This is a genomic window from Salmonella sp. 32010601201800023SM, from assembly GCF_017572235.1.
Lineage (GTDB): Bacteria > Pseudomonadota > Gammaproteobacteria > Enterobacterales > Enterobacteriaceae > Salmonella > Salmonella enterica.
In genome coordinates this window covers 95,341-122,327 of the sequence record NZ_JAGEQS010000006.1, presented here as the reverse complement: position 1 = coordinate 122,327, position 26,987 = coordinate 95,341, and the positions used below count along the sequence as shown (strand labels likewise).

Here is a 26,987-nt window from a genome sequence, read left to right as displayed (position 1 = left end):
CAAGCGATACGCCATCTAAAGTCTTTACCAGACGTAAGTCAGCAGATTTTGCGAATTCGGCACCATAAAATCAACGGACATCATGATACTCAGCGCGGTAATCGCAATGATAGAGAAGCCGAACAGCTTGCGCGCCCAGACCTTATCATCTTCCACTTTGTAACCGCGTAGCGCCATGCCGAGCCACCAAACGCTGACCGCCGCGGCGACCACCAGGTATTTGTAACCGGCATAACCACCCAACGTGAGCATTAGCGTTGCAACGGCAAACGCAATGATGTACAGCGTAATGTGGTTTTTAGCGACTGAGATTCCTTTTACCACCGGCAGAACCGGGATATTGGCCGCCTGATAGTCCTTAAAGCGGAAAATGGCGATGGCGTAAGAGTGCGGCATCTGCCAGAGGCTGAAAATAGCCAACAGAATCGCCGCGCCGCTGTCAAAGTCGCCCGTTACGGCGCAGTAGCCAATCACCGGCGGCGCTGCGCCGGAGAGAGAACCAATCAGCGTTCCGTAGACGGAGTGACGCTTCATGTACAAGCTGTACACGCCAACGTAGACCACGAAGCCCATCACCCCCAGCCAGCAGGCCAGAGGATTAGCGCCAAACCACAGCAGCATAAAGCCAGCAATACCCAGCAGGGTGGCGTATACCAGCGAGACGCCAGGAGAAATCAGGCCTTTGACCAGCACCCGATTCTTGGTCCTTTCCATCTTCCTGTCGATATCCCTGTCGATGTAGTTGTTAAATACACAACCCGACGCCACAACCAGTGACACCCCGACCAGCGTATAAATGAACAGGGGATAGTCAATGCTGCCCTTTGAAGCCAGCAGAAATCCCCCGATCACCGAGATCAGGTTGCCAAAGATGATGCCTGGTTTCGTTACTTGCAGGTATTGCTTAAACATCATACTCGCCGCTCTTAGTGCATCATCATGTTGTAGTTGAGGTTCCACATAATCCAGATGGAGCCCACAACCAGGATGGCGATGATCAGCACGGTAAAGATGAAGGCCGTCATGTTCCAGCCTTCATCAGATTTGGTGTTCATGTGCAGGAAACACACCAGATGCACCAAAATCTGCACCACTGCCATTGCCAGGATAGATCCCAGAATAACGGCCGGAGAGGCAGCGCCGGTCATCACCATCCAGAATGGAATAACCGTCAAGATGACCGACAGGATAAAGCCGGTCATGTACGTTTTTACGCTGCCGTGGGATGCGCCGCCGCTCTCGGTAGAATGACTCATTACATCGCCCCCATCAGATAAACAACAGTGAATACGCAAATCCAAATCACATCCAGGAAGTGCCAGAACAGGCTCAGACACATGATGCGGGTACGGTTAGTGCTGGTCAGACCGCGACGGGCAACTTGCACCATCAGCACCGCCATCCAGATCAAACCGGAAGTGACGTGCAGACCGTGCGTGCCGACCAGCGCGAAGAACGCAGACAGGAAGCCGCTGCGATCCGGGCCCATACCGTTAACAATCAGGTGATGGAATTCATAGAGTTCCATCCCGATAAATCCGGCACCGAACAAGAAGGTCAACGCCAGCCAGGAGATAACCTGGCTCTTGTTGTTCTTGTGCATGGCGATCGCCGCCATGCCGTAGGTAATGGAGCTAAATAACAGCAGGAAGGTTTCAACCAGAACGAACGGCAGTTCGAAAATGTCCTTACCTGTCGGGCCGCCAGCGGTGCCGTTCACCAGAACGGCATAGGTAGCAAACAGAATAGAGAACAGAATGCAGTCGCTCATCAGGTAGACCCAAAATCCGAAGATTTTGTTCTGGCCTGCGTCATGGTGCCCGTGTTCGTGCGCGTGGGCAGTCGCGTGCGTTAAAGTATCAGTTGCCATTTTTCAGCCCTGCCTTAGTAATCTCATCGAAATGCTGGTTTTCCAGTTTTTCGACTTCCGGGACCGGCACGTAGTAATCCACATCTTCATCAAAGCTTTTTACAATCCAGCTGATGATCATGCCTGCGAAACCCACTATCGCCAGCCACCAGATATGCCAGATCATGGCGAAGCCAAATACCGTCGCGAAGGCGGCGATAACAATACCGGCACCGCTATTTTTCGGCATATGAATCTCTTCATACTGTCCAGGCTGTTGGTACGCTTCGCCTTTTTCTTTCATTTCCCAGAAGGCGTCACGTTCGTGAACGTGCGGCACAACGGCAAAGTTATAGAACGGCGGCGGAGAAGAGGTTGACCACTCCAGCGTACGGCCACCCCATGGGTCGCCGGTCAGATCGCGGTTCTGATCGCGGTCGCGAATAGAAACGAAGATCTGAATCAGTTGGCACAGGATACCCAGCGCAATCAGCGCGGCGCCGGCGGCGGCAACCATCAGCATCGTATGGAACTGCGGATCAATTTGCTGGCTGAGGCGACGGGTCATGCCCATGAAGCCCAGTACGTACAGCGGCATAAAGGCTACAAAGAAACCGATAATCCAGAACCAGAAGGCGCGTTTACCCCAGGTTTCGTTCAGCTTGAAGCCAAACGCCTTCGGCCACCAGTAGGTCATACCCGCGAAGCAGCCAAACACCACGCCGCCGATGATCACGTTATGGAAGTGCGCAATCAGGAACAGACTGTTGTGCAGGACGAAGTCCGCGCCCGGTACCGCCAGCAGCACGCCGGTCATACCGCCGACCGAGAAGGTCACGATAAAGCCGATGGTCCACATCATTGCGGAATGGAAGACGATACGGCCCTGATACATGGTGAACAACCAGTTGAAGATCTTCACCCCGGTCGGGATGGCGATAATCATGGTGGTGATACCGAAGAAGGCGTTAACGTTCGCGCCTGCGCCCATCGTGAAGAAGTGGTGCAGCCAAACGATAAACGACAGTACGGTAATACAGACGGTCGCCCAAACCAGCGAGGTATAGCCGAACAGACGTTTACGCGAGAAGGTCGCTGCGATTTCGGAGAATACCCCGAAGACCGGCAGAATCAGAATGTACACTTCCGGATGGCCCCAGGCCCAAATCAGGTTGATGTACATCATCATGTTGCCGCCCATATCGTTGGTAAAGAAATGGGTGCCCAGATAGCGATCCAGGGTCAGCAACGCGACGGTAACCGTCAGAATCGGGAAAGAGGCGATGATCAGTACGTTGGCGCACAAAGAGGCCCAGGTAAAGACCGGCATCTTGAACATTGTCATACCCGGCGCACGCATCTTCAGGATCGTCACGAAGAAGTTGATACCGGTTAACGTCGTACCAATACCCGAGAGTTGCAACGCCCATATCCAGTAATCGACCCCGACGCTGGGACTGTACTCTATTCCCGATAGCGGCGGATAAGCCAGCCACCCTGTCTGCGCGAATTCACCCACGCCCAGCGAGAGGTTAACCAGGATAACGCCGACAACGGTGAACCAGAAGCTCAGGTTGTTCAGGAAAGGGAACGCAACGTCGCGCGCGCCGATCTGCAGCGGAACCACCAGGTTCATCAGACCGATAACGAAGGGCATCGCCACGAAAAAGATCATGATTACGCCGTGAGCGGTAAAGATCTGATCGTAGTGGTGCGGCGGTAGAAAACCCGCTTCGCCTGCGGAGGCAAGCGCCTGCTGGCTACGCATCATGATGGCATCGGCGAAACCACGTAACAGCATCACAATCGCGACGATGATATACATGATGCCGAGGCGTTTATGGTCAACTGACGTTAACCACTCTTTCCATAGGTAGGTCCACTTACCGAAGTAAGTAATCGCTGCCAGTATCGCCAGTCCCCCGACGATAATTGCAGCGATCGTTACCATGACGATAGGTTCATGGAACGGTACTGCATCCAGTGATAATTTTCCGAACATCTTATCTTCCTCAACCCTTGGAGTTGGCGGATTCCGCGTGGCTCATGTCCATACCTTCCATTCCTTCATGCGAGCTGTGCTCACCTTCAGGTTGGGTCATGTCCATGCTCTTACCGTGGTCCATGAATTTGTTAATAACGTCCTTGAACAAATCTGGTTTCACGCTGGAGAAATATTCCACCTTGTTGTACTCGCTTGGCATAGCCACTTTCTCGAACGCCGCCATATCATTCATGGTGTTCGGAGACTGCTTCGCTTTTGCGACCCATTGGTCGAATTCTGCGCGGTCTTTGGTGGCGATAGCTTTAAACTTCATACCAGAGAAGCCCGGGCCGCTATAGCTGGCGGAGATGCCATCGTAGGTTCCGGGTTCGTTGGCGATCAGATGCAAACGTGTTTGCATACCGGCCATGGCATAAATCTGGCTACCCAGACGCGGGATAAAGAAGGAGTTCATCACGGAGTTGGAGGTCACTTTGAAATAAACCGGCGTGTTCGCCGGGAAGGCGATCTCGTTGACGGTGGCGATACCCTGCTCCGGATAGATGAAGAACCATTTCCAGTCCATGGAAACCACTTCGATGGTGATCGGTTTTTCGTCATGCGCCAGCGGCTTGCTTGGTTCAAGCGCGTGCGTGGTTTTCCAGGTCAGTACGGCAAGGAAAATGATGATCAAGATAGGCACCGTCCAGACCACGGCTTCCACTTTATTGGAGTGTGACCAGTTCGGGCTATACTTCGCATCCTTATTACTCGCACGATACTTCCAGGCGAAACCAACAGCCATCAAGATGGCGGGAATAACGACGATCAACATCAGGCCAAATGCCGTCAGTATCAGCGAACGTTGCTCCAGTCCAATCTGTCCTTTGGGATCCAGCAGCGCAGAATTACAGCCACTGAGTAATGCAGTGCCTGCAATTAATGACAACCATCCCAAACTTTTATTGTATTTCCTGAGTCTCATTTAACGACCTCAATTCCACGGGACCTGGTGGCGTTTAAAGTGTAGGGGCATTTTACGGTAAGGTTACATTACTGTAAACATGATTGGTTCTGTGTTACCAAGTTCTGCCGCGCATGTCACATATGTTGCCAATTGTGTCGAAATAACTTTAAGACACTGTTGAAACTTTGCGTTATAACGGATGAGGTCTGTAAGTGGGATGTTGAGGGATAATTGGTATAACCAATGTAAAAATAAAACAATTACTTAACAATTTATTATCAATAAAAGGACAATCAACGGCAGAAATTTAAATTTAATCGGCTGAATCGTGTAAAGAAAATAGGTAGCGTAGAAATTACCAATAATTTCCAAAATTCTGTTGCGCACAAAAAGACAAATATATTTTTTATCAATTGATGGTTATTTAGCCGTTATAATTCCGGGTCGTTATTACAACGGCAAATAATGTTTTAGAGCAGGCGTGTTTTTCGTAGTGCCAGGTAGTCCAGCAACCCGCCAAAGACAATGCCGCACACGGCAACCGCTACCGCAGTCTCAAGCAATCCGGACAGGAATGAGAAGTTAGTGTAATCCAACGCGTTCATGGTCAGCAGGAGTACCCATACCGCCAGCAAAGCGACGCCCGCGAGCAGGATTGAAAGCGCGAAATTGTAGGCGCCACGGTATTGCGTGCGGGGAATGAAACGCTCGTTCTGCCAGCTATATTCCAGCGTTTGCCGACAGACCAGCAACAGTAACAGCCCGGGAACGGCGGCAACAACCGAGAAGAGGTAGAATGTCGGCCAGCCGTGCGCTTCAACGAACCAGCCCGCTACAGGACCAACATAAACCCGGCCTACTGCGGAGAGGGCCGACAGTAGGGCAAACTGTGTTGCGGAAAACGACTTATTACATAGCGTCATTAATAAGGCGACAAAGGCGGCAGTACCCATCCCGCCGCACAGATTTTCGAAAAAGACCGCCGCGCCCATGCTGAACATGTTTTTATCGGTAATGGAGAGCAACCAGTAACCGGCGTTGGACGCGCCTTGCAAAATGCCGAAAATCAGCAGCGCGCGAAACAGCGAAAGACGCTGCATTAATATGCCGCCGTATAACGCGCCGACGATCGTTGCCAACAGGCCCAGCGTTTTATTGACCACGCCAACTTCACCGGCGTCAAAGCCGACGCCGCGAATCAAAAAGGTGGTGGTCAGGCTCATAGCGAAGGCGTCCCCCAGTTTATAAAGCACAATGAGCAGTAAAATCAGCCAGGCGTTATTACGGCCAAAGAAATCGCGTAGCGGCGCGACGACGGCCTGTTCCAGCGATTTCGGGGACGGGATAGTATCGGTCGGTTCCGGCGCCAGTAAGGTGGCGATAATGCAGGGGATCAGCAATGCCGCCATTAGCCAGTACATGCCCTGCCAGCCGAGCCAGCGATCGGCCAGCCATAGCGCCAGTCCGCCGGAAACCAGCATCCCCAACCGGTAGCCAAGCACGCTGATTGCCGCGCCAGCGCCGCGTTCTTCTGCGGGTAAAACATCGGTTTTCCAGGCGTCGAACACGATATCCTGCGAGGCGGAGCAAAAAGCAATCACCACCGCCAGCGCCGCCATCCAGCGTAGCTGCGTGCCGGGTTCAAGAAAGCCCATCGCCGCAATCGCCGCCAGTAACAACAGTTGGGTGGCGAGTAACCAACCGCGACGACGACCTAAAAAAGGCGGCGTGTAGCGGTCCATCAGCGGGGACCAGAGAAACTTAAACACATAGGCCTGACCAACCAGCGAGAAGAAGCCAATCGTTTTAAGATCGATATTCTCGACGGTCATCCACGCCTGTAGCGTACCGGAGGTGAGCGCCAGCGGGAGACCGGAGGCAAAACCCAATATCAGCAGAATGGCTGAGCGCGGTTGCTGGAAAATACGTAAATATTGACTTGACATAGGCATCTACAGACCCGGCTTCTGCCGGGTCTTGTTGTTGCTATTAACGGGCGTTTTGCTTGATAAAATCGTGAATACTGGTGTCCTGAGACATATCAGCAATGGTATCGGTCAGAACGCTGTTCACCGCGTCGGCAATATTCTGGTTAGAGGCCTGGAACGCCCCTTCAATAGAGTAGTTGGCGCGATAGTTTTTGGTCATCTTGCTGCCATTTGCCGCGGTCGCAATAATCGCGATATCCGCTTTGGTCGCGATGTTGTAGCGCACGCTGCCCTGGGAAACATCAGCATACAGTTGGTTAACAATAATCTGCAGATTAACCGCGCCGTTAGGCCCGATCATATAGCCCCGCGCCGTCATCTGTTTTTCCAGGACTTCTTGTAACAGGAAGCGTAAATCGCGGGAGGCGGTTAACGTTACCAGCTGGTTGTTACGCGTGACTTTCGCTAACGCTTGATCCTGGCGCTGGTCCGCGCCGGTAATGCTAACGGTGACGCCCATCAGGCTCGGGTCCTGCTGTGGCAAGGTGATCTTCGGCGCGACGTCAATGGTCGTCGGCGGTGTGGCGCATCCTGCCAGCATAAACAGAGCGACTAACGGAAAGAGAAGTTTTTTTAACATATTCAGGCTCTCAATGACGCTTAAAACGTGATAGGTAAAAATTCCCGCCATCATAACACCGCTAACGGCGAGGGGAAGTGGTCAACGCAGGTAAATTCGTCGTAATGTCCGATTTGGTATTGATAACGGCGCGAGCGGGGATTTTGAGCGCTAAAAGAATGATTAAGGCAGTAAACTTCATACGTTTGGCTGAAATAATCAGACGAAAGCTAAATTTTTGTTGTCATGCTGTAATGGAAACGGTAAAAGCGGCTAGTATTTAAAGGGATGGGTGACATCACAGCGTTGTCGGAGGAGATTTTCATGATGATACGTGAGCAAATAGAAGAAAAATTAAGGACAGCGTTCGACCCCGTGTTTCTCGAAGTTGTGGATGAAAGCTATCGTCACAATGTTCCTGCAGGATCGGAAAGCCATTTTAAGGTCGTGCTGGTGAGCGATCGCTTTACAGGCGAACGTTTTCTTAATCGTCATCGGATGATTTACGGTACGTTAACGGCGGAACTCTCCACAACCGTACATGCGCTGGCACTGCATACTTATACCCTCAAAGAGTGGGAAGGGTTGCAGGATACTATCTTCGCGTCGCCTCCTTGTCGCGGCGCGGGAAGCATCGCGTAGCAAAACGGATTTGCAACTACCTCCGCTTTTCCAGTATGTTGCTACAGAATTATGTGAAAACGGCCTGCGGGCCGTTTTGTTTTGTCTGAATTTTGAGCGTGCCGTACAGTATTCAGACAAAAATTAGCCGAGAATTGTGAAAACCGCCGCAGCATCGCACAATCACCGTTCTCGACTCACAAAAGTGATGCCGCTATAATGCGCCGTCTTATATATGAACGTCTTCGGGATGATTCTGACGACAGGGAATGTGATTGATTATGAGAACATCCCGGTTCCGCGAAGCAAATAGCACGTGCTTGCGGAGTAGAGTTGACCGAGCACTGTGATTTTTTGAGGTAACAAGATGCAAGTTTCAGTTGAAACCACTCAGGGCCTTGGCCGCCGTGTAACGATTACAATCGCTGCTGACAGCATCGAGACCGCTGTAAAAAGCGAGCTGGTCAACGTAGCGAAAAAAGTACGTATTGACGGCTTCCGTAAAGGCAAAGTACCGATGAATATCGTCGCTCAGCGTTATGGCGCTTCTGTTCGCCAGGACGTGCTGGGCGATCTGATGAGCCGCAACTTCGTTGACGCGATCATCAAAGAAAAAATTAACCCGGCAGGCGCGCCGAACTATGTTCCGGGCGAATACAAAGTGGGTGAAGACTTCACTTACTCCGTCGAGTTTGAAGTCTATCCGGAAGTTGAACTGACCGGCCTCGAGTCTATCGAAGTTGAAAAACCGGTTGTTGAAGTCACCGACGCTGACGTTGATGTGATGCTGGACACCCTGCGTAAGCAGCAGGCGACCTGGAAAGAAAAAGACGGCGCTGCGGATGCGGAAGACCGTGTGACCATCGACTTCACCGGCTCTGTAGACGGCGAAGAGTTCGAAGGCGGCAAAGCGACCGATTTCGTTCTGGCGATGGGCCAGGGTCGTATGATTCCGGGCTTTGAAGACGGCGTTAAAGGCCACAAAGCTGGCGAAGAGTTCACTATCGATGTGACCTTCCCGGAAGAGTACCATGCTGAAAACCTGAAAGGTAAAGCGGCTAAGTTCGTTATCAACCTGAAGAAAGTTGAAGAACGCGAACTGCCGGAACTGACCGAAGAATTCATCAAACGTTTCGGCGTTGAAGATGGTTCCGTAGCCGGTCTGCGCGCTGAAGTACGTAAAAACATGGAACGCGAGCTGAAAGGCGCGGTGCGTAACCGCGTTAAGTCTCAGGCGATTGAAGGTCTGGTAAAAGCTAACGACATCGACGTACCGGCTGCGCTGATCGACAGCGAAATCGACGTTCTGCGTCGTCAGGCTGCGCAGCGTTTTGGTGGTAACGAGAAACAGGCTCTGGAGCTGCCGCGCGAACTGTTCGAAGAACAGGCTAAGCGTCGTGTAGTTGTCGGTCTGCTGCTCGGCGAAGTCATTCGTACCAACGAGCTGAAAGCGGACGAAGAACGCGTTAAAGGCCTGATCGAAGAGATGGCGTCTGCTTACGAAGATCCGAAAGAAGTAATTGAGTTCTACAGCAAAAATAAAGAGCTGATGGACAATATGCGTAACGTCGCTCTGGAAGAACAGGCTGTTGAAGCGGTTCTGGCAAAAGCGAAAGTGTCTGAAAAAGCCACTTCCTTCAATGAGCTGATGAACCAGCAGGCGTAATTTGTCGCGTTAAAAGCACGAAATTTGCACAAAAACCCGTCACCTTTCAGTGACGGGTTTTTTTTTGTCACGCATTTTGCATGGTAAGGGTGCGAAAACCGCGTTTCAGTGTTAGCGTTAGAGCAAAAGATTGTTATGCTTGAATTATGGCGATGCCGTACCCATTACAGAGGGACTGGCTGATAATCCGTCCATCAGGTTACAATCAGTACAGCAGGTTTTTTCAATTTTTATCCAGGAGACGGAAATGTCATACAGCGGAGAACGAGATAATTTGGCCCCTCATATGGCGCTGGTGCCGATGGTCATTGAACAGACCTCACGCGGTGAGCGCTCTTTTGATATCTATTCTCGTCTACTTAAGGAACGCGTCATATTTCTGACCGGCCAGGTCGAAGACCATATGGCTAACCTGATCGTGGCGCAGATGCTGTTCCTGGAAGCGGAAAACCCGGAAAAAGATATCTATCTGTACATTAATTCTCCTGGCGGCGTAATTACTGCGGGGATGTCCATCTATGACACCATGCAGTTTATTAAGCCAGACGTCAGCACCATTTGTATGGGACAGGCGGCCTCTATGGGGGCGTTTCTGCTGACTGCCGGGGCGAAAGGCAAACGTTTCTGCTTGCCGAACTCTCGCGTCATGATCCACCAGCCGCTGGGCGGCTACCAGGGCCAGGCGACGGATATTGAAATTCACGCCCGCGAAATTTTGAAAGTAAAAGGGCGCATGAATGAACTTATGGCGCATCATACGGGTCAATCTCTTGAGCAGATTGAACGTGATACTGAGCGCGATCGCTTCCTCTCCGCGCCTGAAGCGGTAGAGTACGGTTTGGTTGACTCAATTTTGACCCATCGTAATTGATGCCCTGGACGCAAGTGTGCCGCTATACACTTCATCCTTCACGCTACCTCGGTGTTGGCTGCCAGCGCGCCTCCCAGTGACTTACTTATGTAAGCGCCTGCGGAGTCGACGAGTTGCCGCCTTGATGTAGCTCGAATGATTTTGTGTATATACTAATGAAGGGCGGCACAACGCTGATTAGCGGCTTGCGCCTGAGAATGGCATTTGCGTCGTCGTGTGCGGCACAAAGAACAAAGAAGAGGTTTTGACTCATGACAGATAAACGCAAAGATGGCTCGGGCAAATTGTTGTACTGCTCTTTTTGCGGCAAAAGCCAGCATGAAGTGCGCAAGCTGATTGCCGGTCCATCCGTGTATATCTGCGACGAATGCGTCGATTTATGTAACGACATTATTCGCGAAGAAATTAAAGAAGTTGCTCCGCACCGTGAACGTAGTGCGCTGCCGACGCCGCATGAAATTCGTACCCACCTGGACGATTACGTTATCGGCCAGGAGCAGGCGAAAAAAGTGCTGGCGGTGGCGGTCTATAACCACTACAAGCGTCTGCGTAACGGCGATACCAGCAATGGCGTCGAGTTAGGTAAAAGCAACATTCTGCTGATTGGACCGACCGGTTCCGGTAAAACTCTGCTGGCGGAAACGCTGGCGCGCTTGCTGGATGTGCCGTTCACTATGGCGGATGCGACCACGCTAACCGAAGCGGGTTACGTTGGTGAAGACGTCGAGAATATCATTCAGAAACTGTTGCAGAAATGCGACTACGACGTGCAAAAAGCGCAGCGTGGGATTGTCTACATTGATGAAATCGATAAGATTTCGCGTAAATCAGACAATCCGTCCATTACCCGCGATGTTTCCGGCGAAGGCGTACAGCAGGCGTTGCTGAAACTGATCGAAGGCACCGTCGCCGCGGTTCCACCGCAGGGCGGTCGCAAACATCCGCAGCAGGAGTTCTTACAGGTAGATACCTCTAAGATTCTGTTTATCTGCGGCGGCGCGTTTGCCGGTCTGGATAAAGTGATCGCTAACCGTGTTGAAACCGGCTCCGGCATTGGTTTTGGCGCGACGGTGAAAGCGAAGTCCGACAAAGCCAGCGAAGGCGAGCTGTTGTCGCAGGTTGAACCGGAAGATTTGATCAAATTTGGTCTGATTCCTGAGTTTATCGGTCGTCTGCCAGTGGTAGCGACGCTGAATGAACTCAGCGAAGAAGCGCTGATTCAAATCCTGAAAGAGCCGAAAAATGCGCTGACCAAGCAGTATCAGGCGCTGTTTAACCTGGAAGGCGTCGATCTGGAATTCCGTGACGAAGCGCTGGACGCTATCGCCAGGAAAGCAATGGCGCGTAAAACCGGCGCCCGTGGCCTGCGTTCTATCGTCGAAGCGGCGCTGCTGGATACCATGTACGATTTGCCATCTATGGAAGACGTCGAAAAAGTGGTGATCGACGAGTCCGTTATTGCCGGTCAGAGTAAGCCGTTGCTGATTTACGGCAAACCGGAAGCGCAGGCTTCTGGCGAATAATTAAACATTCATACAATCAGTTAGCCAAAAAAGGGGGGATTTTATCTCCCCTTTCGTTTTTCCTGTAAACACGCCGTTGAATGTGTGGGAAACATCCCCATATACTGACGTACATGTTATAGGTGGTATGGAGCACAGCTATACTATCTGATTACCTGGCGGACACTAAACTAAGAGAGAGCTCTATGAATCCTGAGCGTTCTGAACGCATTGAAATCCCCGTATTGCCCTTGCGCGATGTGGTGGTTTATCCGCACATGGTCATACCCTTATTTGTAGGGCGGGAAAAATCTATCCGTTGTCTGGAAGCGGCTATGGACCATGATAAAAAAATCATGCTGGTCGCCCAGAAGGAAGCATCGACGGATGAGCCGGGTGTAAACGATCTTTTCACCGTCGGGACCGTGGCCTCTATTTTGCAGATGCTGAAACTGCCTGACGGCACCGTAAAAGTGCTGGTCGAGGGGTTACAGCGCGCGCGTATTTCCGCGCTGTCTGACAACGGCGAACATTTCTCCGCGAAGGCGGAGTACCTTGATTCGCCAGCCATTGATGAGCGTGAACAAGAAGTGCTGGTGCGTACCGCTATCAGCCAGTTCGAAGGCTACATCAAGCTGAACAAAAAAATTCCGCCGGAAGTGCTGACGTCACTCAATAGCATTGACGACCCTGCACGTCTGGCTGACACCATCGCCGCGCATATGCCGCTGAAACTGGCGGATAAACAGTCCGTACTGGAGATGTCCGACGTTAACGAACGTCTGGAATATCTGATGGCGATGATGGAATCTGAAATCGATCTGCTGCAGGTTGAGAAACGCATTCGCAACCGCGTGAAAAAGCAGATGGAGAAATCCCAGCGCGAGTACTATCTGAACGAGCAAATGAAAGCGATTCAGAAAGAGCTTGGCGAGATGGACGACGCGCCGGACGAAAACGAAGCGCTGAAGCGTAAGATCGACGCGGCGAAAATGCCGAAAGAGGCGAAAGAGAAAGCGGAAGCGGAACTGCAGAAGCTGAAAATGATGTCTCCGATGTCGGCGGAAGCGACCGTGGTGCGCGGCTACATCGACTGGATGGTGCAGGTGCCGTGGAATGCGCGTAGCAAGGTCAAAAAAGACCTGCGTCAGGCGCAGGAAATCCTCGATACTGACCATTATGGTCTGGAGCGCGTGAAAGACCGCATCCTTGAGTATCTCGCGGTTCAAAGCCGTGTAAATAAAATCAAGGGGCCGATCCTGTGTCTGGTGGGGCCGCCGGGGGTAGGTAAAACCTCGTTGGGCCAGTCCATCGCTAAAGCAACAGGGCGTAAATACATCCGTATGGCGCTGGGCGGCGTGCGTGATGAAGCGGAAATCCGCGGTCATCGCCGGACTTACATTGGCTCTATGCCGGGTAAACTGATCCAAAAAATGGCCAAAGTGGGGGTTAAAAACCCACTGTTCCTGCTCGATGAGATCGACAAAATGTCTTCTGACATGCGCGGCGATCCGGCTTCCGCACTGCTGGAAGTGCTGGATCCGGAGCAGAACGTGGCGTTCAGCGATCATTACCTGGAAGTGGATTACGATCTCAGCGATGTGATGTTCGTCGCCACTTCCAACTCCATGAACATTCCGGCGCCGCTGCTGGATCGTATGGAAGTGATCCGTCTGTCCGGTTATACCGAAGACGAGAAGCTGAATATTGCTAAACGTCACCTGCTGCCGAAGCAGATCGAGCGTAACGCGCTGAAGAAAGGCGAACTGACGGTCGACGATAGCGCGATTATCGGTATTATCCGCTATTACACGCGTGAAGCGGGCGTTCGTAGTCTGGAGCGTGAAATCTCCAAACTGTGCCGCAAAGCGGTTAAACAACTGTTGCTCGATAAGTCGTTAAAACATATCGAAATTAACGGTGATAATCTGCACGACTACCTCGGTGTGCAGCGCTTTGACTATGGCCGCGCGGATAGCGAAAACCGCGTAGGTCAGGTGACGGGCCTGGCGTGGACGGAAGTGGGCGGCGATCTGTTGACCATCGAAACCGCCTGCGTCCCGGGCAAAGGCAAGTTGACCTACACCGGCTCGCTCGGTGAAGTGATGCAGGAATCCATTCAGGCGGCGCTGACCGTGGTGCGTGCGCGCGCGGAAAAACTGGGTATTAATCCGGACTTTTACGAAAAACGCGATATCCACGTTCACGTGCCGGAAGGCGCAACGCCGAAAGACGGTCCAAGCGCCGGTATCGCGATGTGTACCGCGCTGGTTTCCTGCCTGACCGGTAATCCGGTGCGCGCAGATGTGGCAATGACCGGTGAGATCACGCTGCGTGGTCAGGTGTTGCCGATCGGCGGCCTGAAAGAAAAACTGTTGGCGGCGCATCGCGGCGGGATTAAAACGGTCTTAATTCCGTTCGAAAATAAACGTGACCTGGAGGAAATTCCGGACAACGTGATTGCCGATCTGGATATTCATCCTGTGAAGCGCATTGAGGAAGTTCTGACGCTTGCTCTGCAAAACGAACCGTCTGGAATGCAGGTTGTAACCGCAAAATAGTGACCTCGCGCAAATAGCGCTAATAAAAACAGGGCTGGCAGGCTATTTCGGACTTGCCAGCCTTTTTTTGTATAGCTAATTTAGATGGTTGATTGGGTCTGCCACCATTAACGGGTGTTGTAAGGGCGTGGCAGGCCTGATATAACTGCTGCGCGGTCGTACTTCGAAGGATTCAGGTGCGATATAAATTATAAAGAGGAAGAGAAGAGTGAATAAATCTCAACTGATCGAAAAAATTGCTGCAGGGGCTGATATCTCTAAGGCTGCGGCTGGACGTGCGTTAGATGCGATTATTGCTTCTGTTACCGAATCTCTGAAAGAAGGGGATGACGTTGCACTGGTAGGCTTTGGTACTTTTGCTGTTAAAGAGCGTGCTGCCCGTACTGGTCGCAACCCGCAAACAGGTAAAGAGATCACCATCGCCGCTGCCAAAGTGCCGAGTTTCCGTGCAGGTAAAGCGCTGAAAGACGCGGTAAACTAAGCGTGATCCCCTCGGGGGATGTGACAAAGTACAAGGGCGCATCAACTGATGTGCCTTTTTTATTGGCGATTCGGGACTTTCTGTGCGTTGCGGGCTGACAATTGCCCTCGTTTCTTGTCACAATAGGCTTTTGTGCGCCGCGTTCAGAAAATGCGATGCGCGTGAAGTCTCTATACGCAAATCATTCAGGTTGCGTCGACGCGGCTACTGAGCGAATCACTCAGTAGCCAGCAGAGAAGCCGCCTGAAAGATAAAGTGTAAAGTCACCTACAGCGGAGTGTGGTTACACCATGATGGACAGCTTACGCACGGCTGCAAACAGTCTCGTGCTCAAGATTATTTTCGTTATCATTATCGTGTCGTTCATTTTGACCGGCGTTAGTGGTTACCTGATTGGCGGAAGCAATAACTACGCCGCAAAAGTGAATGGCCAGGAAATCAGCCGGGCACAGTTTGAGAATGCGTTTAATAACGAACGTAACCGTATGCAGCAGCAGTTGGGCGACAGGTATTCTGAACTGGCGGCCAACGAAGGTTATATGAAAAGCCTGCGCCAGCAGGTGCTGAATCGTCTGATAGATGAAGCGCTGTTGGATCAATATTCTCGCGAACTGAAACTGGGCATCAGCGATGAGCAGGTAAAGCAGGCGATTTTCGCCACTCCCGCTTTTCAGGTGGACGGTAAGTTTGACAACAACCGCTATAACGCGATTGTGAATCAGATGGGAATGACCGCCGATCAGTACGCTCAGGCGCTGCGTAACCAGCTTACCACTCAGCAACTGATCAACGGCGTGGCCGGTACTGATTTTATGCTGAAAGGGGAAACCGACGAACTGGCGGCATTAGTCTCTCAACAGCGCGTGGTGCGTGAAGCCGTTATTGATGTCAACGCGCTGGCGGCGAAGCAGCAGGTGACCGATCAGGAAGTGTCCAGCTACTACGATCAGAATAAAGTCCGCTTTATGACGCCGGAACAGTTCCGCGTAAGCTATATCAAGCTGGATGCCGCGACGATGCAGGCACCGGTCAGCGATGCGGATATTCAGGCCTATTATGACCAGCATGTAGATCAGTTTACTCAGCCGGAGCGTATTCGTTACAGCATTATTCAGACCAAAACGGAAGATGATGCGAAAGCGGTACTGGATGCGCTGAACAAGGGCGAAGATTTCGCCACGCTGGCGAAAGAGAAATCTACCGATATCATCTCTGCGCGTAATGGCGGCGATATGGGCTGGCTGGAAGAGTCTGCCACGGTGCCGGAACTGAAAAACGCCGGATTAAAAGAAAAAGGCCAGATATCTGGCGTGATTAAGTCGTCTGTCGGTTTTCTGGTGGCGCGTCTGGATGATATTCAGCCTGCCAAAGTGAAACCGTTAAGCGAGGTTCGCGACGACATTGCCGCGAAAGTGAAACAGGAAAAAGCGCTGGATGCTTACTATGCGTTGCAGCAGAAAGTGAGCGATGCGGCAAGCAACGACAATGAGTCGTTAGCAGGCGCTGAACAGGTCGCTGGCGTAAAAGCCGTTGAAACCGGCTGGTTTAGCCGTGACACCTTACCGGAAGAGCTGAACTTCAAACCGGTAGCCGATGCTATCTTTAATGGCGGTCTGGTGGGCGAAAACGGTACGCCGGGGCCGAATTCAGACATTATCACCGTGGATGGTGACCGGGCTTTTGTCGTACGCGTGAGCGAACATAAACCTGAAGCCGTGAAGCCGTTGGCAGAAGTGAAAGAACAGGTCACTGCCCTGGTGAAGCATAATAAAGCGGAACAACAGGCGAAGCTGGATGCGGAAAAACTGCTGGTCGAGCTGAAAGCGGGCAAAGGCGCGGAAGCGATGAAAGCGGCGGGTCTGAGTTTTGGCGAGCCTAAAACGTTAAGTCGTACCAGTCAGGATCCGGTGAGTCAGGCGGCCTTTGCATTAAGCCTTCCGACGAAAGATAAGCCAGTTTATGGCGTGGCGAACGATATGCAGGGTAACGTCGTTCTGCTGGCGTTTGACGAGGTGAAAGCGGGCGCCATGCCGGAAGCGCAGAAAAAAGCGATGGTGCAGGGCATCACGCAGAACAATGCGCAAATTGTCTTTGAGGCGCTGATGAGCAATCTGCGTAAAGAGGCGAAAATCAAAATCGGCGACGCTCTGGAACAGCAGTAATCGTCGAGGCGCTTCGCAAAAAATTGCAAAACGTTGTATCCCACAAAGGCCGCTTTCGCGGCCTTTTCCATTTCTGAGAATTGCCGTTTGTTCGTTTTTCTCCGCCCCGCTATCGTGGCTGCACTGTTAACAAACAAGGAGAAAACAGTATGAAACACGGAATTAAAGCACTGCTTATTACGCTTTCTTTAACCTGCGCGGGCATGGCCCATAGCGCGCTGGCGGCGACGCCTGTCGCAAAAAATGCAGCGGTGGAAACAAAAGCGGATACGCCTTCTTCATCCTCCGCCAAAGCGGCATTACCTGCTAAAGCCAGCGATGATGAAGGTACCAGGGTGAGCATTAATACCGCGTCTGCGGAGGATCTGGCGCGGGTGATGAACGGCGTTGGGCTGAAAAAAGCGCAGGCTATTGTGAGCTATCGGGAGGAGTATGGTCCTTTTAAAACGGTGGATGATTTAAAGCAGGTGCCGGGAATGGGAAGCGCGCTGGTGGAGCGTAATCTGGCAGTTTTAACATTGTAATCACTTGCACAGTGGCCAAAATTTGCCAGACTGTAGAGGTCATACCAGTTATGACCTCTGTACTTGTCGTTTACTTATAACAACAACGTAAGGTTATTGCGCTATGCAAACACAAATCAAAGTTCGTGGATATCATCTTGATGTTTATCAACATGTTAATAATGCCCGCTATCTGGAGTTTCTGGAAGAGGCCCGTTGGGATGGTCTGGAAAACAGCGACAGCTTTCAGTGGATGACGGCCCGCAATATTGCCTTTGTGGTGGTAAACATCAATATAAATTACCGTCGCCCGGCGGTATTGAGCGATCTATTGACCGTGACCAGCCAGGTACAACAGCTTAACGGTAAAAGCGGCGTATTAAGCCAGACGATTACGCTGGAGCCAGAAGGGCAGGTGGTGGCCGATGCGCTCATCACGTTTGTTTGTATTGATTTAAAAACGCAAAAAGCGCTGCCGCTGGAAGGCGAATTGCGTGAAAAGCTGGAACAGATGGTGCAATAACGCTTCGCAGTCTGATGGCGTTGAACTTGTCCGGCCTGGCGATATTGACCATGGTGAATATCGCCAGGCCGGATAAGGTGCATGCGCCGCCATCCGGCAAAACAATCACCTTAACCCGTTTTTTTGCTTCATTGCCGCCATCACCGCCGCTTTATTCGACAGATAATGATTCAGGCCGTTAGCGCGCAGATTACAGGCTGCGCAATGACCACAGCCATCGCCTTTAATGCCGTTATAGCAGGTCAGCGTCTCTTCGCGAACCAAATCCAGTTGGCCCCAATAATCGGCCAGCGCCCAGGTTTCAGCTTTATCAATCCACATTAAGGGCGTTTCGAAACGGATATCTTTCGCCATGCCCAGATTCACCGCGTGATTCAGCGCTTTGACGAACTCATCGCGACAGTCTGGATAGCCGGAAAAATCGGTCTCGCAAACGCCGGTGATCACCGCTTCGGCTTTGACCTGATAAGCGTAAATCGCCGCCAGCGTCAGAAAGAGAATATTGCGTCCCGGTACGAAAGTATTGGGGATACCGTCAGCGTTCGGTTCATAGTCCGGCACCGGAATGCTATCCCGCGTCAGGCTGCTGACCGCCAGTTCGTTCAGCAAAGTGACATCCAGCACTTTATGCGCGCGTGCGCCAAGTTTTAACGCCAGTGCGCGCGCGACATCAATCTCTGCGCGGTGGCGCTGACCATAATCAAACGTGACACAATGCACTTCATCATACTGATGCCGCGCTTGCGCCAGACAAGTGGTGGAGTCCTGACCTCCACTAAATACAACAACGGCGCGTTTCATAGTTATCCTGATCAATGACGAAAACCAATATGGTAACGCGTACGGATAATCCCGACCAGCTTCTTCACGGCGAAGGCGGCGGAAGCCAGGCTTCGCTAAATTCAAACCAGCCGCGAGGGGTGAGTCGAACGCCGTTAACGCCCGGTGGGGCGCTGATGCGATAGTGATAATTAAATAGTGGCGTAAGTGTGGCGTCATCCATCAGGTTGGCAAAAACTTGTTGTAGCGCGGCGCGGCGATCTTTTTCATTGGGCTGAATTTGCAGAGCGTCAAGCGTAGCCTGCAGATGGGAAAACGCAGGCGCGTCAAGGACATGCGGCCAGATCTGATCGCAACGTAGCCACTGCTCCAGCGTATATTCCGGCGCTTCGCCGATCAGCCTGTCGCCCATCATCAGATCCGCTTGCGCCAACGCAGGGCAGTTATCCCAGTTTTTGGCATTATGAAAAATCAACGTTAACTCACAGCCGAGCGTCGCCAGGTAATGTCGAAGCTGTTCCGCCATCGTATGCAGCTCTACGGGAAGGTGATACGCCAGGGTAAGTTTTTTCGGCAATGGCGTTTCATCAACGTCCTGCCATTGCGGGATTGTCCAGCCGGGTAGCAGCCCCTGACTTGGCATAATCAAGTTCTCATCTACCGGTAAGGTTTTCAGCAGCGAAGTATGATGGATAATATGTATCAGACGCCGCGCCTGCTGTACGTTGAGCCGTGAGCCCTTTTTGAGGGTTAAATAACAAAAGCCAAGACTGATACCACTACTTACCTGACTCAGCGTCGCCAGCTCTTCCGGTTTGCCGATGGCAATCTGCACCGGATGGCGGCAACTGGTGCCCAGATCCTGGGCAAACAGTTGCGGGGTGATCCAGAATTCAATCGCTTTCAGTAGCGGATGGCTGAGGTGATAATGGTCATGACTTTCCAGACGCACCAGTTCCGGCGTGAACAACGCCAGGCGAAAAGGACCGGTGCCGATAAGCGGCAGGTCAGGATGCGCCAGACCGCTACAATAGCTCGCCAGACGATGCGCCAGCCAGTAATCAGGTCGGTGAAGGAGAAAGGTCAGGCACTGAGGATGCGTTACTTCGATCCGTGCGACGCTAATAAACAATTTGCTTAGCGCCGGTAGGGTAAGCAGCCTTTCCAGGCGTTCGTGTAGCTGCGCGGTATCCACCGCATCGCCATTATGCCAGTGCAGCGTGGAGCGAATATAAAAATCCCAGCGTAAACCGTCGGCGGAAACCTTCCAGTGATGCGCCAAATCCCCGCAAGGATATTGGCTATCGCGGTCGAAGCGCGTTAACCCGGAAAAAACTTGCCCTGCGAGATGCTGTTCCGCGCGTCCTGGCAGAAAACCCGGCTGCAGCGGATCAAGCGGACGATAGTAGGGAATACGCAATGTCGGCGTATCGTTTTGCCATTGGCCGCCCATAAAAGGCTGGAGCATCGCCCGTAACTCGCCCGGCGCCAGCTGCGCCAGTTCCAGTACGTTGAGCTGCTGCCCTTTTTCCAGCGCCTGTTCCATCATGGCGGTGCGGAGCGATTCCGGCGTGACCAGAAACTGGAGCCGTCCACGTTTCCCGCGTCCGGACTGCGCCTCCCATCTTAGCCAACCCGCCTGCTGGGCCTGACGCAGCAGCGTTCGCAGATGGCGCTCGCTACAAAAACAGCGTTCGGCCAGTTCGCTAACGGTGACATGTTGCGTTTCCCCGGCGGAAGGCTGCCAGAGGCGTTGATATTGATTAAGCCGATTCAGTAGCCTCATAGAAACCCGGAACACTTCCTTTTATCTGTTCACTATTACTTCCGTATATCTCAGGTAATACTGAACAACAAGTTAACCGCGTCACAGTGTGGAGAAAGAGATGGCCCGTCTGGCAGCATTTGATATGGATGGCACGTTATTAATGCCCGATCACCATTTGGGTAGAGAAACGATCGCCACGCTGTCGCGTCTGCGCGAACGCGATATCACCCTGACATTCGCTACGGGTCGTCATGTGCTGGAGATGCGGCATATTCTGGGGACGCTTTCACTGGATGCTTATCTTATTACCGGTAACGGGACGCGAATTCACTCGCTGGAAGGCGACGTGCTGCATCGTCAGGATCTCGATCCTCAGGTTGCCGATACGGTGATGCACCATGCCTGGGATACCCGAGCCAGTATGCATGTGTTTAATGACAACGGCTGGTTTACAGGCCAGGAGATCCCCGCGCTACTCCAGGCGCACGTCTACAGCGGCTTTCGTTATCAGGTTATCGATATAAAAAGTATTCCGGCCCATCAGGTGACGAAGATCTGTTTTTGCGGCGATCATGACGATCTGATCCGTTTGCGCATTCAGCTCAATGAGGCGCTGGAAGAACGCGCGCACCTCTGTTTCTCTGCCGTCGACTGCCTGGAAGTGCTACCGCTGGGGTGCAATAAAGGATCGGCGCTGGCGGTATTGAGCAACCATTTAGGGCTTTCACTGGCAGATTGCATGGCGTTTGGCGACGCGATGAACGATCGGGAAATGCTGGGCAGCGTCGGGCGGGGGCTCATTATGGGCAATGCCATGCCGCAGCTTATCGCCGCGCTGCCACACCTTTCGGTTATCGGACATTGTGGTAATCAAGCGGTATCACACTTTTTGACGCATTGGCTGGACAATCCGCATCTACCTTATTCCCCCGAATGAGAGATCTCTTCCAGCAAGCCAGACATTCAGTCTGGCTTTTTTTTGGTTTTTAGTCGCCGGTAAGTAATTTTGCGATGGCCGCTGACCACGGCGTCAAATCGCCGATATGGTCGCTAACCCAGGCCGGATGGTAATAGGTATCCAGATAGCGATCGCCGCTATCGCACAATAACGTCACGATAGCGCCGGTTTCTCCAGCCTCGCGCATCCGGGCCGCAAGCTGCAGAGCTCCCCACATATTCGTGCCGGTAGAGGCGCCGACTTTACGGCCTAGCTGCGTTTCCAGCCAGTGTGTGGTGGCAACGCTGGCGGCGTCCGGCACGCGCAGCATCTCATCCACGACATCCGGAATAAAAGAAGGCTCTACTCGCGGACGACCAACTCCTTCAATTTTACTGCCCACCGGGCTGCGTAATGAAGCGTCGCGATCCTGCCAGTAAGGTAAAAAGACGGAATTTTCCGGATCCACCACCATGAGCTGAGTATCATAGCCCTGGCTGCGAATATAGCGCCCAATCGTCGCAGAGGTTCCGCCCGTTCCGGCGCTCATGACGATAAATCGCGGTACCGGATGGGGTTCGTTGCGCATCTGGCGGAAAATACTGTCGGCAATATTATTGTTGCCCCGCCAGTCGGTAGCTCGTTCTGCGTAGGTAAACTGGTCCATATAGTGACCGTTCAGTTCATGCGCCAGCCGCTCGGAGGCGGCATAAATTTCGCAGGCGCTCTCCACAAAATGACAGTGGCCGCCGTAAAATTGAATCTGTTCGATTTTACGTTTTGCGGTACAGGCGGGCATGACGGCGATGAACGGCAGTCCCAGTAAACGCGCGAACCAGGCTTCGGAAATCGCCGTTGAGCCTGATGACGCTTCAATAATCGGAGTGCCTTCTTTAATCCAGCCATTGCACAGCCCATAAAGGAACAGCGAGCGCGCCAGACGATGCTTGAGGCTACCGGTGGGATGCGTGCTTTCGTCTTTCAGGTAAAGCTGGATACCTGGAAATGCCGACAGGGGCAAACGAATAAGATGCGTATCCGCCGAGCGCTGGTGGTCAGCGTTAATTTCATTAATGGCATTTTTAACCCAATTGCTACTCATCATTAATATCCATTTATCATTTTGTGCCAAGAGTAGCGAAAAGTACGGAAAAAATTGTTGCTATTTGACCTTTAAATTACAATGTAAGGAGAAAAATATTCTCTATGGAGTGGGTATGTTAGATAAAATTGACCGTAAGCTGCTTTGCTTATTGCAGCAGGATTGTACCCTCTCTTTGCAGGCGCTGGCGGATGCCGTTAATCTGACGACAACGCCTTGCTGGAAGCGGCTTAAACGCCTGGAAGATGACGGTATCCTGCTTGGCAGGGTCGCGCTGCTGGACCCGGAAAAACTGGGCCTGGGATTAACCGCTTTTGTGTTGATAAAAACGCAGCACCACAGCAGTGAATGGTACTGTCGGTTCGTGACCGTCGTCTCTGAGATGCCGGAAGTGCTTGGCTTCTGGCGGATGGCGGGGGAATACGACTATCTGATGCGAGTTCAGGTGGCCGACATGAAGCGGTATGACGACTTCTATAAACGTCTGGTCAATAGCGTCCCAGGACTGTCAGACGTCACCTCCAGTTTTGCGATGGAACAGATTAAGTACACCACCTCTCTGCCCATTGAATAATTCTCCCGGTATTGCCGGAAATCATATCAGGAAATAACGCGTGCGATTATTTGCTCAATTAAGCTGGTACTTTCGCCGGGAATGGCGTCGCTATCTTGGCGCGGTGGCCCTGCTTATGCTTATTGCGATGCTTCAGCTGATCCCGCCCAAAGTGGTGGGGATTGTCGTGGATGGCGTAACCGCACAGCATTTTACTCCAGGCCGAATAGCGATGTGGATTGGCACCATTGCCCTGATCGCCGTAGTGGTCTATTTGTTGCGCTATGTCTGGCGCGTGCTGCTATTTGGCGCCTCTTATCAATTAGCCGTTGAACTGCGTGAAGATTATTATCGCCAGTTGAGTCGTCAGCATCCTGAATTTTATCAGCGCCATCGGACGGGCGATCTGATCGCGCGTGCGACGAATGATGTGGATCGCGTCGTATTTGCGGCGGGCGAGGGCGTTCTGACGCTGGTTGACTCGCTGGTAATGGGCTGCGCGGTACTGATTGTCATGTCGACGCAAATTAGCTGGCAGCTAACGCTATTAGCGCTGTTGCCGATGCCGATTATGGCGCTGATGATCAAACGTTACGGCGATCGGCTGCATGACTATTTCAAACTGGCGCAGGCCGCCTTCTCCAGCCTGAACGACCGCACGCAGGAGAGTCTGACCAGCATCCGTATGATCAAAGCGTTTGGTCTGGAGGACCGCCAGTCTTCGCTGTTTGCGGCGGATGCCGAAGATACCGGCAAGAAAAATATGCGCGTGGCGCGTATTGACGCGCGTTTTGATCCAACCATTTACATCGCCATTGGCATGGCGAACCTGCTCGCGATTAGCGGCGGAAGCTGGATGGTGGTTAACGGCAGCCTGACGCTGGGCGAACTCACCAGCTTTATGATGTATCTGGGGTTGATGATTTGGCCGATGCTGGCGCTGGCCTGGATGTTTAATATCGTGGAGCGGGGTAGCGCCGCTTACAGCCGCATCCGCGCCATGCTGGCGGAAGCGCCGGTAGTTAAGGATGGCGAAGAGCCGGTCCCGGCGGGGCGTGGCGAACTGACGGCGGCCATTCGTGAGTTTTGCTATCCGCAAACGACGCATCCGGCGCTGGAGAATGTGAACTTTCGTCTTAAACCGGGTCAGATGCTGGGGATATGCGGTCCGACCGGCGCGGGGAAAAGCACAATATTGTCGCTTATCCAGCGCCATTTTGATGTGACGCAGGGAGAGATCCGTTTCCATGACGTGCCGTTGACGCATCTGCAGCTGGATAGCTGGCGTAGCCGACTGGCGGTCGTCAGCCAGACGCCGTTTTTGTTCTCGGACTCTATTGCCAATAATATTGCGCTCGGACGCCCGGAGGCGACTCAGGAGGAGATTGAACAGGTGGCGCGTTTAGCCAGCGTACATGAGGATATTCTCCGTTTGCCTCAGGGCTACGACACGCAGGTAGGTGAACGTGGCGTCATGTTATCGGGAGGGCAAAAACAGCGTATCTCGATTGCCAGAGCGCTGCTGTTAAATGCGGAAATTCTGCTTCTCGATGATGCGCTTTCAGCAGTAGATGGTCGTACGGAGCATCAGATTTTGCATAATTTGCGCCAGTGGGGCGAAGGGCGTACGGTCATCATCAGCGCGCATCGTTTATCCGCGCTGACCGACGCCAATGAAATTATCGTTATGCAACATGGTCATGTTGTTCAGCGCGGCGATCACGATCAACTGGCGCAGCAGATTGGCTGGTATCGCGATATGTATCGCTATCAGCAACTGGAGGCCGCTCTGGATGACGCGCCGGAACGCGGCGAGGAGGCGGTGAATGCGTAGTTTTGGACAGCTATGGCCGACGCTGAAACGGTTGCTGGCGTATGGCTCGCCATGGCGAAAACCGCTCTCTGTCGCGGTGATGATGCTGTGGATTGCGGCGGCGGCGGAGGTTAGCGGTCCGCTGCTGATCAGCTATTTCATTGATAACATGGTGGCCCGCCACCATTTACCGTTGGGCAAGGTCGCGGGGCTGGCGGCCGCCTATGTGGGGCTACAGTTTCTGGCGGCGGGTCTGCATTACGCCCAGTCTTTATTATTTAACCGGGCGGCCGTTGGCGTGGTTCAGTCCTTGCGCACGGACGTCATGGATGCCGCCTTGCGCCAGCCGCTAAGCGCCTTCGACACGCAGCCTGTCGGACAATTAATTTCACGTGTGACCAACGATACGGAAGTCATCCGCGATCTGTACGTCACGGTCGTCGCAACGGTATTACGTAGCGCGGCGTTGATCGGCGCCATGCTGGTCGCCATGTTCAGCCTTGACTGGCGGATGGAGCTGGTGGCGATTTTGATTTTTCCGGCGGTATTGACCGTGATGATCATTTATCAGCGCTACAGCACGCCGATTGTACGCCGCGTGCGGGCATATCTGGCGGATATTAACGACGGCTTTAACGAAATCATCAACGGGATGAGCGTAATTCAGCAGTTTCGCCAGCAGGCGCGCTTCGGCGAACGCATGGGCGAGGCCAGCCGCTCGCACTACATGGCGCGGATGCAGACGCTGCGCTTGGATGGCTTTTTATTGCGTCCGCTGCTTAGCCTCTTTTCCGCGCTCATTTTGTGCGGTCTGTTGATGCTTTTCAGCTTTACGTCTGCCGGCACGATTGAGGTCGGGGTGCTGTATGCGTTCATTAGCTATTTATCACGTCTGAACGAGCCGCTCATTGAACTGACCACCCAGCAATCCATGCTACAGCAGGCGGTTGTGGCGGGAGAACGTGTTTTTGAACTGATGGATCGCCCGCGCCAGCGCTATGGCAGCGATGACAGGCCGTTACAAAGCGGGGCGATTGATATTGATCATCTGTCGTTTGCTTACCGCGACGATAATCTTGTTTTACAGGACATTACGCTATCAGTACCGTCCCGTAGCTTTGTGGCGCTGGTGGGGCACACCGGCAGCGGGAAGAGCACGCTCGCCAGCTTATTAATGGGGTATTACCCCCTGACACAAGGCGAAATTCGGCTGGATGGGCGAGAAATCGCCTCTCTTAATCATCGCGTTTTACGCCAGGGCGTGGCGATGGTTCAACAGGACCCGGTAGTGATGGCGGATACCTTTCTGGCTAATGTGACGCTGGGGCGCGATGTCTCCGAGGCGCAGGTGTGGCAGGCGCTGGAAACGGTACAACTGGCAGATCTGGCGCGCGGCTTGAGCGACGGGCTGCATACGCATCTCGGCGAGCAGGGAAATACGCTGTCCGTCGGGCAAAAACAGCTATTGGCGCTGGCGCGCGTGCTGGTTGACGCCCCGCAAATATTAATTCTTGATGAAGCGACGGCCAGCATCGATTCCGGCACTGAGCAGGCGATACAGCAGGCGCTGGCGGCGATTCGCGAGCGCACCACGCTGGTGGTTATTGCCCATCGTCTATCGACAATCGTGGAGGCGGATACCATTCTGGTTCTCCATCGCGGCCAGGCGGTGGAGCGCGGGACGCATCAACAATTGCTGGCGGCGCAAGGGCGCTACTGGCAAATGTATCAATTACAGTTAGTTGGCGAGGAGTTAGCCGCCAGCGTACACGAAGAACCCGGCCCTGCGGCGTAAGG

The 26,987-nt window shown here is 52.8% G+C and carries 23 protein-coding genes; 13 read left to right on the top strand and 10 right to left on the bottom strand.

Translation table 11 applies throughout. The annotated features are described in order from the left end of the window. Positions 1-24: 24 nt before the first annotated feature. From cyoE to J4617_RS17725, 7 genes are all read right to left on the bottom strand, one after another. The gene (cyoE, locus tag J4617_RS17755; protein ID WP_000971352.1) at positions 25-915 is read right to left on the bottom strand and encodes a heme o synthase; all 891 of its coding nucleotides are present in this window, start codon (positions 913-915) and stop codon (positions 25-27) included. Between the two features lie 11 nt (positions 916-926). Further along, on the bottom strand, positions 927-1,256 hold the full coding sequence (locus J4617_RS17750; protein ID WP_000019878.1) for a cytochrome o ubiquinol oxidase subunit IV: 330 nt from the start codon (positions 1,254-1,256) through the stop codon (positions 927-929). Further along, positions 1,256-1,870, bottom strand: coding sequence for a cytochrome o ubiquinol oxidase subunit III (locus J4617_RS17745; RefSeq protein ID WP_000179833.1), 615 nt, complete (start codon positions 1,868-1,870; stop codon positions 1,256-1,258). The genes J4617_RS17750 and J4617_RS17745 overlap by 1 nt, the downstream gene beginning before the upstream one ends. Next, entirely contained in the window at positions 1,860-3,851 is a 1,992-nt protein-coding gene (gene cyoB, locus J4617_RS17740) for a cytochrome o ubiquinol oxidase subunit I (RefSeq protein ID WP_000467158.1), read from the bottom strand. Before cyoB ends, J4617_RS17745 begins: the two co-directional genes overlap by 11 nt. A gap of 10 nt (positions 3,852-3,861) precedes the next feature. After that, positions 3,862-4,818, bottom strand: a complete 957-nt coding sequence (gene cyoA / locus J4617_RS17735; RefSeq protein ID WP_001239448.1) for a cytochrome o ubiquinol oxidase subunit II — start codon at positions 4,816-4,818, stop codon at positions 3,862-3,864. A gap of 452 nt (positions 4,819-5,270) precedes the next feature. After that, a complete protein-coding gene (ampG, locus tag J4617_RS17730) occupies positions 5,271-6,746 on the bottom strand; it encodes a muropeptide MFS transporter AmpG (RefSeq protein ID WP_000098473.1) in 1,476 nt (491 codons plus the stop codon). Positions 6,747-6,789: 43 nt separating this feature from the next. Beyond that, positions 6,790-7,368 (bottom strand): lipoprotein, encoded by a 579-nt coding sequence (locus J4617_RS17725; RefSeq protein ID WP_001537832.1) that lies wholly within the window; start codon positions 7,366-7,368, stop codon positions 6,790-6,792. Between the two features lie 303 nt (positions 7,369-7,671). Here J4617_RS17725 and bolA point away from each other — a divergent pair, with 303 nt between their 5' ends. From bolA to fadM, 9 genes are all read left to right on the top strand, one after another. Further along, entirely contained in the window at positions 7,672-7,989 is a 318-nt protein-coding gene (bolA, locus tag J4617_RS17720; protein ID WP_000973433.1) for a transcriptional regulator BolA, read from the top strand. A 346-nt stretch (positions 7,990-8,335) separates the two neighbouring features. Continuing rightward, positions 8,336-9,634 carry a trigger factor gene (gene tig, locus J4617_RS17715; RefSeq protein ID WP_001198403.1) on the top strand — a complete coding sequence of 433 codons (1,299 nt, stop codon included), beginning with the start codon at positions 8,336-8,338 and terminating at the stop codon, positions 9,632-9,634. Between the two features lie 247 nt (positions 9,635-9,881). After that, positions 9,882-10,505, top strand: a complete 624-nt coding sequence (gene clpP, locus J4617_RS17710; RefSeq protein ID WP_000122257.1) for an ATP-dependent Clp endopeptidase proteolytic subunit ClpP — start codon at positions 9,882-9,884, stop codon at positions 10,503-10,505. A gap of 251 nt (positions 10,506-10,756) precedes the next feature. Further along, complete coding sequence (clpX, locus tag J4617_RS17705) at positions 10,757-12,028, top strand: ATP-dependent protease ATP-binding subunit ClpX (protein WP_000130314.1); 1,272 nt, start codon at positions 10,757-10,759, stop codon at positions 12,026-12,028. Positions 12,029-12,213: 185 nt separating this feature from the next. Next, the gene (lon, locus tag J4617_RS17700; protein WP_001067723.1) at positions 12,214-14,568 is read left to right on the top strand and encodes an endopeptidase La; all 2,355 of its coding nucleotides are present in this window, start codon (positions 12,214-12,216) and stop codon (positions 14,566-14,568) included. A 190-nt stretch (positions 14,569-14,758) separates the two neighbouring features. Then, the gene (gene hupB / locus J4617_RS17695) at positions 14,759-15,049 is read left to right on the top strand and encodes a nucleoid-associated protein HU-beta (RefSeq protein WP_254888479.1); all 291 of its coding nucleotides are present in this window, start codon (positions 14,759-14,761) and stop codon (positions 15,047-15,049) included. A gap of 290 nt (positions 15,050-15,339) precedes the next feature. After that, entirely contained in the window at positions 15,340-17,211 is a 1,872-nt protein-coding gene (gene ppiD / locus J4617_RS17690) for a peptidylprolyl isomerase (RefSeq protein ID WP_000969434.1), read from the top strand. A gap of 149 nt (positions 17,212-17,360) precedes the next feature. Continuing rightward, positions 17,361-17,735: a helix-hairpin-helix domain-containing protein gene (locus J4617_RS17685; protein ID WP_000680322.1), complete on the top strand. Its 375-nt coding sequence runs from the start codon at positions 17,361-17,363 to the stop codon at positions 17,733-17,735. Positions 17,736-17,838: 103 nt separating this feature from the next. After that, the gene (fadM, locus tag J4617_RS17680; protein ID WP_001194543.1) at positions 17,839-18,237 is read left to right on the top strand and encodes a long-chain acyl-CoA thioesterase FadM; all 399 of its coding nucleotides are present in this window, start codon (positions 17,839-17,841) and stop codon (positions 18,235-18,237) included. Positions 18,238-18,342: 105 nt separating this feature from the next. Here the strand turns inward: fadM and queC are convergent, their stop codons facing one another. Together queC and J4617_RS17670 are read right to left on the bottom strand one after the other, a co-directional pair. After that, entirely contained in the window at positions 18,343-19,038 is a 696-nt protein-coding gene (gene queC / locus J4617_RS17675) for a 7-cyano-7-deazaguanine synthase QueC (protein WP_017465375.1), read from the bottom strand. A 64-nt stretch (positions 19,039-19,102) separates the two neighbouring features. Further along, a complete protein-coding gene (locus J4617_RS17670; RefSeq protein ID WP_001238174.1) occupies positions 19,103-20,803 on the bottom strand; it encodes an SgrR family transcriptional regulator in 1,701 nt (566 codons plus the stop codon). Positions 20,804-20,903: 100 nt separating this feature from the next. Between J4617_RS17670 and cof the strand changes: the two genes are divergently transcribed. Further along, entirely contained in the window at positions 20,904-21,722 is an 819-nt protein-coding gene (cof, locus tag J4617_RS17665) for an HMP-PP phosphatase (protein WP_000113040.1), read from the top strand. A gap of 49 nt (positions 21,723-21,771) precedes the next feature. On the opposite strand, the gene cdsH is transcribed toward cof, so the two are convergent. Then, entirely contained in the window at positions 21,772-22,827 is a 1,056-nt protein-coding gene (cdsH, locus tag J4617_RS17660; protein ID WP_017465373.1) for a cysteine desulfhydrase, read from the bottom strand. A gap of 112 nt (positions 22,828-22,939) precedes the next feature. Between cdsH and decR the strand changes: the two genes are divergently transcribed. The 3 genes from decR to J4617_RS17645 are packed head-to-tail and all read left to right on the top strand — an operon-like array spanning position 22,940 to position 26,985. Beyond that, complete coding sequence (decR, locus tag J4617_RS17655) at positions 22,940-23,398, top strand: DNA-binding transcriptional regulator DecR (RefSeq protein WP_000884593.1); 459 nt, start codon at positions 22,940-22,942, stop codon at positions 23,396-23,398. A 40-nt stretch (positions 23,399-23,438) separates the two neighbouring features. Next, a complete protein-coding gene (locus tag J4617_RS17650; protein WP_001235566.1) occupies positions 23,439-25,211 on the top strand; it encodes a SmdA family multidrug ABC transporter permease/ATP-binding protein in 1,773 nt (590 codons plus the stop codon). Then, the gene (locus tag J4617_RS17645; RefSeq protein WP_017465372.1) at positions 25,204-26,985 is read left to right on the top strand and encodes a SmdB family multidrug efflux ABC transporter permease/ATP-binding protein; all 1,782 of its coding nucleotides are present in this window, start codon (positions 25,204-25,206) and stop codon (positions 26,983-26,985) included. The genes J4617_RS17650 and J4617_RS17645 overlap by 8 nt, the downstream gene beginning before the upstream one ends. Positions 26,986-26,987: the final 2 nt, after the last annotated feature.

What these genes read in the sequence shown, in the direction of transcription:
- ppiD (WP_000969434.1), top strand. Translation starts at nt 15,340, where the DNA reads ATGATGGACAGCTTACGCACGGCTGCAAACAGTCTCGTGCTCAAGATT.
- fadM (WP_001194543.1), top strand. Translation starts at nt 17,839, where the DNA reads ATGCAAACACAAATCAAAGTTCGTGGATATCATCTTGATGTTTATCAA.
- cdsH (WP_017465373.1), bottom strand. Translation starts at nt 22,827, where the DNA reads ATGATGAGTAGCAATTGGGTTAAAAATGCCATTAATGAAATTAACGCT.
- J4617_RS17670 (WP_001238174.1), bottom strand. Translation starts at nt 20,803, where the DNA reads ATGAGGCTACTGAATCGGCTTAATCAATATCAACGCCTCTGGCAGCCT.
- bolA (WP_000973433.1), top strand. Translation starts at nt 7,672, where the DNA reads ATGATGATACGTGAGCAAATAGAAGAAAAATTAAGGACAGCGTTCGAC.
- cyoB (WP_000467158.1), bottom strand. Translation starts at nt 3,851, where the DNA reads ATGTTCGGAAAATTATCACTGGATGCAGTACCGTTCCATGAACCTATC.
- J4617_RS17725 (WP_001537832.1), bottom strand. Translation starts at nt 7,368, where the DNA reads ATGTTAAAAAAACTTCTCTTTCCGTTAGTCGCTCTGTTTATGCTGGCA.
- lon (WP_001067723.1), top strand. Translation starts at nt 12,214, where the DNA reads ATGAATCCTGAGCGTTCTGAACGCATTGAAATCCCCGTATTGCCCTTG.
- cyoE (WP_000971352.1), bottom strand. Translation starts at nt 915, where the DNA reads ATGATGTTTAAGCAATACCTGCAAGTAACGAAACCAGGCATCATCTTT.
- J4617_RS17685 (WP_000680322.1), top strand. Translation starts at nt 17,361, where the DNA reads ATGAAACACGGAATTAAAGCACTGCTTATTACGCTTTCTTTAACCTGC.
- clpX (WP_000130314.1), top strand. Translation starts at nt 10,757, where the DNA reads ATGACAGATAAACGCAAAGATGGCTCGGGCAAATTGTTGTACTGCTCT.
- J4617_RS17645 (WP_017465372.1), top strand. Translation starts at nt 25,204, where the DNA reads ATGCGTAGTTTTGGACAGCTATGGCCGACGCTGAAACGGTTGCTGGCG.
- J4617_RS17745 (WP_000179833.1), bottom strand. Translation starts at nt 1,870, where the DNA reads ATGGCAACTGATACTTTAACGCACGCGACTGCCCACGCGCACGAACAC.
- cyoA (WP_001239448.1), bottom strand. Translation starts at nt 4,818, where the DNA reads ATGAGACTCAGGAAATACAATAAAAGTTTGGGATGGTTGTCATTAATT.
- queC (WP_017465375.1), bottom strand. Translation starts at nt 19,038, where the DNA reads ATGAAACGCGCCGTTGTTGTATTTAGTGGAGGTCAGGACTCCACCACT.
- ampG (WP_000098473.1), bottom strand. Translation starts at nt 6,746, where the DNA reads ATGTCAAGTCAATATTTACGTATTTTCCAGCAACCGCGCTCAGCCATT.
- decR (WP_000884593.1), top strand. Translation starts at nt 22,940, where the DNA reads ATGTTAGATAAAATTGACCGTAAGCTGCTTTGCTTATTGCAGCAGGAT.
- tig (WP_001198403.1), top strand. Translation starts at nt 8,336, where the DNA reads ATGCAAGTTTCAGTTGAAACCACTCAGGGCCTTGGCCGCCGTGTAACG.
- J4617_RS17750 (WP_000019878.1), bottom strand. Translation starts at nt 1,256, where the DNA reads ATGAGTCATTCTACCGAGAGCGGCGGCGCATCCCACGGCAGCGTAAAA.
- clpP (WP_000122257.1), top strand. Translation starts at nt 9,882, where the DNA reads ATGTCATACAGCGGAGAACGAGATAATTTGGCCCCTCATATGGCGCTG.
- cof (WP_000113040.1), top strand. Translation starts at nt 20,904, where the DNA reads ATGGCCCGTCTGGCAGCATTTGATATGGATGGCACGTTATTAATGCCC.